Source organism: Rothia nasimurium (assembly GCF_004569295.1).
Classification (GTDB): Bacteria; Actinomycetota; Actinomycetes; order Actinomycetales; family Micrococcaceae; genus Rothia; species Rothia nasimurium_B.
This window is the reverse complement of the sequence record NZ_SPQC01000026.1, coordinates 35,625-42,041: the sequence shown is the minus strand read 5'-3', so window position 1 is coordinate 42,041 and position 6,417 is coordinate 35,625. Positions and strand designations below refer to the sequence as shown.

The window sequence follows — 6,417 nt, the reverse complement described above, 5'->3', positions numbered from 1 at the left end:
CCCCACCAAGGAGAACACCCCATGACCGCGCCCGCTTTCTCCGGCGTCATCCCGCCCCTGCTCACCCCCCGCACCGCTGACGGTGCCCTCGACATTTCCTCCCTACGCCGCCTCATCAACCACCTCATCGACGGCGGAGTAGACGGCATCTTCGCCCTGGGTTCCTCATCCGAGGTCCTCTACCTGACCAACGAAGAACGCGAAACCGTGCTCACAACCTGCGTGGACGCCATCGCCGGCCGGGTCCCCCTCATCGTCGGCATCAACGACATGACCACCGCCCGCGTCATCGATGAAGCCCAGCGTCTGCTAGCTATCGGCGGCGACGCCATCGTGGTCACCAGCCAGTTCTATGCCATCGACAACGCCTTCGAAGAAGAACGCCACTTCCGCGCTATCGCCGACGCTGTCGACGTCCCCGTCTTTGCCTACGACGTGCCCGTCCGCACCAAGCAGAAGCTCCCGCTGCCCCTGCTCACCAAGCTAGCCCGCGAAGGCGTCATCGCCGGTGTTAAGGACTCCTCAGGCGACGACGTTTCCTTCCGCCAGCTGGTCCTAGCCACCCGCGACCTCGACGGTTTCGCCGCCTTCACCGGCCACGAAGTCGTCTGCGACGGGGCCATGCTCTCAGGTGCCGCAGGCCTCGTGCCCGGTCTCGGCAACGTCGACCCCGCAGGCTACAAGCGCCTCTACGAAGCCGCCCGCGCAGGCGACTGGGAAACCGCCCGCACCGAACAGGACCGCCTGGCCCGCCTCTTCGACATCGTCTTCGTCGAAACCCCCAGCGTCTCCGGCGGCGCAGCAGGCCTCGGCGCCTTCAAAACCGCCCTGCAGGTCATGGGGGTACTCGACTCCAACACCATGTCCCAGCCCATGGAAACCCTCGGCGACACCGAAACCCAGCGCATCCGCGCTATCGTCGAATCAATAGGGCTCATCTAGCCCCCTCCACCTGAGAAAGGGACGCTTTCATGACCAACCAGCCCGTAGCACTCACCGCAGACCTCGGCGGCACCAAAACCGCCCTCGGCATCGTCTCCCCCACCGGCGGCGTCCTGCACCGCGACAAAATCCCCACCCAGGCCCAAGCCGGAGGGACTAAACTCGCCGAGCACACCGCGTCCGCCCTAGCCGACCTCGCCGACCTGGCCCGCAGCCGCGGCTACCAGCCTGTCGGTATCGGCATCGGGTCCGCCGGAGTCATCGGTGAAGAAGGGCAGGTCATCACCGCAGCCAACCTCATCCACAACTGGAGCGGCACCCCGCTAGCAGCCATCGTCACCGACCGCACCGGCCTACCCGCCTACGCCGTCAACGACGTACACGCCCACGCCCTGGGCGAAGCCTGGCGGGGTGCCACCGCCACCGCCGAAACAAGCCTCATGGTCGCCTTCGGCACCGGAGTCGGCGGCTCCTACATCAGCGGCGGCACCCAAATGCGAGGAGCCCACTCCCTCGCCGGGCACGTCGGCCACTTCTCATCCCCCTGGGCCATGGGCGTCAACTGCACCTGCGGCAGAGCAGGCCACGTAGAAGCCGTCGCCTCAGGCACCGGCATCGTCGCCAGCTACCACCGCCTCGGCGGCGAAAGCCCCGCAGCCAACCTCTTCGACCTCGAACACCTGGCCGACGCCGGAGACCCCATCGCCTGCGATGCCATCGCCCTCGGGGCCCGGGCCGCCGGCATCGCCCTCGGTGACTTGGCCACCATCCTCGACCCCCACCTCATCGTCATCTCAGGCGGCGTGGTCAACCTCGGCACCCGCTGGTGGAACGACATGGCCGCCGCCTACCTCGGCTCCGCCCTGGGCCAGGCAGCCGAAACCACCATCGTCCGTGCGACCCTGGGCTCCGACGCCCCCCTGCTCGGTGCCGCCACCCTCATCCCCGACTTCGCCACCCGCTAGGAAAAACACCGTGTTCACTCTCGACCAGCTCACCGACCTCCTCGCAGGCCAACTCATCGTCTCCGCCCAGGCCTACCCCGGCGAGCCCATGCGCGACCCCCGCACCACCGTCCAGGTCGCCGCCTCAGCCGTCCTCGGCGGGGCCGCCGCCGTACGCGTGCAGGGCCTGGCAGATATCCAGTTCACCCGCACCGCCGTTGAGGTCCCCGTCATCGGGCTCTGGAAGGACGGCCACGACGGAATCTTCATCACCCCCACCCTGCACCACGCCCTAGCCGTCGCCCAGGCAGGAGCCCACATCGTCGCCCTCGACGGAACCCTACGGGACCGCCCCGATGGACTCACCCTCACCCAAGTCATAGACGAAGTACACGCCTCAAGCAACGCCCTAGTCATGGCCGACTGCGACTCCCTCGACTCAGCCCTCGCAGCCGCCGACGCCGGAGCCGACTTCATCGGCACCACCCTAGCCGGCTACACCGGCGCCCGCCCCAAAACCGACGGCCCCGACCTCGAACTCATCGAAGCCATCGCCGCCCGCGAGCTGGGCCGACCGCTCATCGCAGAAGGACGTTTCCACACCCCTGCCCAGGCTAAAGCCGCCCTCGATGCCGGAGCACACGCCGTCGTCGTCGGCACCGCCATCACCCACCCGATTTCTATTACGAGTTGGTTTAAAGAGGCAATGACTCAATAAATAAAAAGGGCCGGGGCAATATTTACACCCCGGCCCTTTTTATATATTTTTATGCCCCAATATTTTCGGGCTTTTGGAAAAAGGGAATATTATTTTGGGCAAAACGGTAATATTCTGCATTTTTAAGCTGGGAAGCAGCCGCCTCATCGATAACCACGGTAACGTCGGGGTGCAGCTGCAAAATTGACCCCGGACAGGAAGCCGTTACAGGACCCTCAGCCATACCGGCAATAGCGGCTGCCTTGTTCTCACCATCGGCAACCAGCACAATTTTGCGGGCCTCCATGATGGTACCGATACCCTGAGTCAGGCAGTGAACCGGAACCTGTGAGGTATCACCGCCAAAGAAACGGGCATTGTCTGCCACCGTCTTGGGGGCCAAAGTCTTGATGCGGGTACGTGAAGCCAGGGAGGATCCCGGCTCATTAAAGCCTATATGCCCGTTGGCGCCTATACCGAGAATCTGCACGTCAACACCACCTTTAGCCTTGATAGCTGCCTCGTAGGCGGCGCACTCGGCAGGAATATCTTCAGCCATGCCATTGAGCACATGCACCCGCTCAGCACTCAGGCCCACCTTCTGCACCACCTGGTCATCAATGACACTGCGGTAAGACTCCGGATGGGCAGGGTCAAGCCCCACATACTCATCAAGAGCGAAGGCGCTCACAGCACTCACATCGAGGCCCGCCTGCACTTTAGCCGCAAGGTGCTCATAGGTACTCTCGGGTGACGAACCGGTTGCTACGCCCCACACGGTTGAGGTGCCCCGCTGATTATTTCGCTCGGTCACCATAGCAATAAGCGATGCGGCATAAGCTCCCGCTTGATCCTTTGAATCACATATAATTATTTCCATAAGAATATAGTACGAAAATATATGTATAAATACCCGCCAGCACAACAATATGACGTATTGATAAGGGGCCCTCATGCCACGCACCATTCTTTTTCATTCCCTCCCCCACCTCACCCCACAGAGCAGCCCCACGGTCTGGGTTCTGGTGGAGGGCGAGCGCCTGCTGGCCATGGGCGAAGGTGAGAGCTGGCGGGAGGAACTGACGGCAGATCAACTGGCCTCTGCCCAGGTGCGCGAGGCCGGCAACTGGCTCCTGGCACCCGGCTTTACCGATATTCACTGTCACGGTGGGGGCGGCACTGCCTTTGAAGATGCCCCCGACGTTGCTCCTGCCCTGCGCGTGCACGGGCAGGCGGGGACGTCCACCCTGGTAGCCTCTCTGGTGTCTAACCCGCTAGAACAAATGCAGGCCAGCATGTCCCAGCTCCTGCCTCTGATGGATCAAAAGGTGCCGGGGCAGGCCCGTCTGGTGGGCTTTCATGCTGAGGGGCCCTTTATTTCCCCGGCGCATAAGGGGGCCCACGCCCCCGAAGCCCTGCGCGCCCCCACACCCGATGCCCTGGAACAGCTCTGGGAGGCCTCAGAAGGTAGGCTCCTGCAGATTACCCTGGCCCCCGAAACCGACCCCGGCCTGGCAACTCTGCAGCGCTGCGTGGAGCTGGGTATCAAGGTAGCTGTCGGGCATACCGACGCCACCTACGACCAGGCTAAAGCTGCCTTCAACGAGGGCGCGTCGCTACTGACCCACACCTTCAATGCCATGCGTCCCCTCCATCACCGGCAGCCCGGTCCGGTGGCCGCTGCCGTAGATAGTCCCCATGTCACCCTGGAGGTTATTTGCGACGGGATCCACGTGCACGGGCCCATGGTGCGGGCTGCCTTCGCCCTGGCACCGGGGCGGATAGCCCTGGTCACCGATGCTATGGCGGCTGCCGGTTGCGCGGACGGCCCCTACCGGCTGGGTTCTTTGGCGGTAGAGGTGCAGGACTCGGTTGCCCGCATCAGGGGCACCGAAACGATTGCCGGGAGCACCCTTACCCTGGCGCGAGCGGTGGAGCGGGCTGTCGCCTTCGGCGTCCCCCTCGGCGAAGCAGCCCGGGCTGCCACCAGCGTCCCCGCCACTGCCCTCGGCCTAGCAGAGCCCGCAGATAGCTACGCCCTACTGGGCCCCGATGGCTCCCTGCAGGGCGTGTTGCGAGGTTAGCTTTTACGGGCTAAGCCTAGCTGTACTTGGCTTCAAGGCTTTCGCGCACCTTACGGCGCAGGGTCTTGCCCAGCATGGAGCGGGGCAGTTCGTCGACCTCGTAGTAGTTCTTGGGTACCTTGTAGCGGGTCAGGCGCTCGTAGCAGTGCTGTTTGAGCTCTTCGGGGTCGATGGCGTGGCCCTCGGCGGGGATGATTGCGGCGGTGACCTTTTCGCCGCCGGAGCCATCCGGTAGGCCAACTACGGCGCAGTCCGCTACCGAGTCGTGCTGTTTAAGTACGTTTTCAACCTCGGTGGGTGAGACGTTGAAGCCGCCGGTGATGATGACTTCCTTGATGCGGTCAACGATTTCGATGAAGTAGTCGTGGTCGAGGCGCACGATGTCGCCGGTGCGTAGCCAGCCGCCGGGTAGCAGGGTTTTGCTGGTGTCTTCGCCGCGTTTCCAGTAGCCGCGCATGACCTGGGGGCCGCGTACCAGCAGTTCGCCTTCGGTGCCGTCGGGAACGTCTTTGAAGGTTTCGGGGTCGACCACGCGGATGTCGGTGGAGGGGAAGGGCACGCCGATTGAGCCGGCTCGGCGGGTGGAGTTCAGGGGGTTGCAGGAGACCAGGGGTGAGCACTCAGAGAGGCCGTAGCCCTCAACTAGCATGCCGCCGGTGGCTTCTTCCCATTCAGCTACCAGGTCGGTGGGCAGGTGCATGGCACCGGATACGGCGTAACGGATGCCCTTAGGGAGACGCCGCGCTTTTTAGCTTCTTCGAGCATGCGGCGGTAGACCGGGGGCACGGCGGGCAGGATCGTGGGGGTGGTTCGTTTCATGGCCCGGAAGATGAGGTCCATGTCTACAGTGGGGAAGAGCACCAGGCGGGCCTTGCAGACCGCTGCGATGGTCTGGCCCAGGGTCATACCGTAGGCGTGGAAGAGGGGCAGGACGGCGTAGATTACCTCGTCGTTGCCGGGCTGGATCCATTCCTCACCCATGCGCCCGTTGGATTCGAGGTTGCGGTGGGTGAGCATGACGCCCTTGGGCAGGCCGGTGGTACCCGATGTGTACTGCAGTAGGGCTAGGTCGTGGGCGGTGGGGCGGTGGTGGTCGGCGGCAAGGGGGCTGTTCTTCATGAACTGGCGCCAAGGAGTGGTGCCGCGGGCGGTGCCTTCGAGCTTTTCGCGGGAGGCCTTGGGGCTGCCGATAGGCAGCTTGAGGGCGGTGCGCATGGTGAAGGGCATCTCTTCGATCATGTTGACCGCGTAGATATTCTTGGGGCGGATATCAGCGGGCAGGGAGGTGATGTTGTCTGCGATCTTGTCCCAGACGATGGCGGCCTTGGCACCGTGGTCTTCGAACATATGGCGCAGCTCGGCTGAGGTGTAGAGGGGGTTGTGCTCAACCACCACAGCGCCCAGGCGCAGGATCGCGTAGAAGGCCACGATGTGCTGGGGGCAGTTGGGCAGGACGAGGGCCACGCGGTCACCATGCTGAATACCGGCTTTGCGTAGGCCTTCGGCTACGCGCAGAATCTGGTCATCCAGCTCGCCGTAAGTGGTGGTGGCGCCGAAGAATTCCAGGGCAATTTTCTGGGGAACGGTGCGCACGGCTTCAGCCATGAGGTGGCTCAGCGAGGTTTCAGGCAGAGCAACGTCTCTGTTGCTTTCTGGCTGGTAGTTCTTGCCCCAGGGGCGGTGGGCCAGGGGGAAGTCTGTGTCGGTGTGGGGTGAGTTTTCGGCTGACTGCATACACACGATTGTGCCA

5 protein-coding genes and 1 pseudogene are annotated in these 6,417 nt (G+C 63.7%); 4 read left to right on the top strand and 2 right to left on the bottom strand.

The genetic code is table 11. The features are described 5' to 3' along the window. Window positions 1-21 precede the first annotated feature (21 nt). Genes E4U03_RS08065 through E4U03_RS08060 form a run of 3 tightly spaced genes read left to right on the top strand, consistent with a single transcriptional unit; the run spans window position 22 to window position 2,604 of the window. Entirely contained in the window at window positions 22-942 is a 921-nt protein-coding gene (locus E4U03_RS08065) for a dihydrodipicolinate synthase family protein (protein WP_135013036.1), read from the top strand. A 29-nt stretch (window positions 943-971) separates the two neighbouring features. Then, window positions 972-1,907 (top strand): ROK family protein, encoded by a 936-nt coding sequence (locus tag E4U03_RS13190; RefSeq protein ID WP_209304149.1) that lies wholly within the window; start codon window positions 972-974, stop codon window positions 1,905-1,907. Between the two features lie 10 nt (window positions 1,908-1,917). Next, window positions 1,918-2,604: an N-acetylmannosamine-6-phosphate 2-epimerase gene (locus E4U03_RS08060; RefSeq protein ID WP_209304148.1), complete on the top strand. Its 687-nt coding sequence runs from the start codon at window positions 1,918-1,920 to the stop codon at window positions 2,602-2,604. A gap of 49 nt (window positions 2,605-2,653) precedes the next feature. Here the strand turns inward: E4U03_RS08060 and nagB are convergent, their stop codons facing one another. Further along, complete coding sequence (gene nagB, locus E4U03_RS08055) at window positions 2,654-3,463, bottom strand: glucosamine-6-phosphate deaminase (protein ID WP_135013034.1); 810 nt, start codon at window positions 3,461-3,463, stop codon at window positions 2,654-2,656. 73 nt (window positions 3,464-3,536) lie between these two features. Between nagB and E4U03_RS08050 the strand changes: the two genes are divergently transcribed. Beyond that, window positions 3,537-4,667 carry an N-acetylglucosamine-6-phosphate deacetylase gene (locus E4U03_RS08050; protein WP_135013033.1) on the top strand — a complete coding sequence of 377 codons (1,131 nt, stop codon included), beginning with the start codon at window positions 3,537-3,539 and terminating at the stop codon, window positions 4,665-4,667. A 16-nt stretch (window positions 4,668-4,683) separates the two neighbouring features. Here the strand turns inward: E4U03_RS08050 and E4U03_RS08045 are convergent. Further along, window positions 4,684-6,401: pseudogene (locus E4U03_RS08045) on the bottom strand (long-chain-fatty-acid--CoA ligase). Window positions 6,402-6,417 lie beyond the last annotated feature (16 nt).

What these genes read in the sequence shown, in the direction of transcription:
- nagB (WP_135013034.1), bottom strand. Translation starts at nt 3,463, where the DNA reads ATGGAAATAATTATATGTGATTCAAAGGATCAAGCGGGAGCTTATGCC.
- E4U03_RS08050 (WP_135013033.1), top strand. Translation starts at nt 3,537, where the DNA reads ATGCCACGCACCATTCTTTTTCATTCCCTCCCCCACCTCACCCCACAG.
- E4U03_RS08065 (WP_135013036.1), top strand. Translation starts at nt 22, where the DNA reads ATGACCGCGCCCGCTTTCTCCGGCGTCATCCCGCCCCTGCTCACCCCC.
- E4U03_RS13190 (WP_209304149.1), top strand. Translation starts at nt 972, where the DNA reads ATGACCAACCAGCCCGTAGCACTCACCGCAGACCTCGGCGGCACCAAA.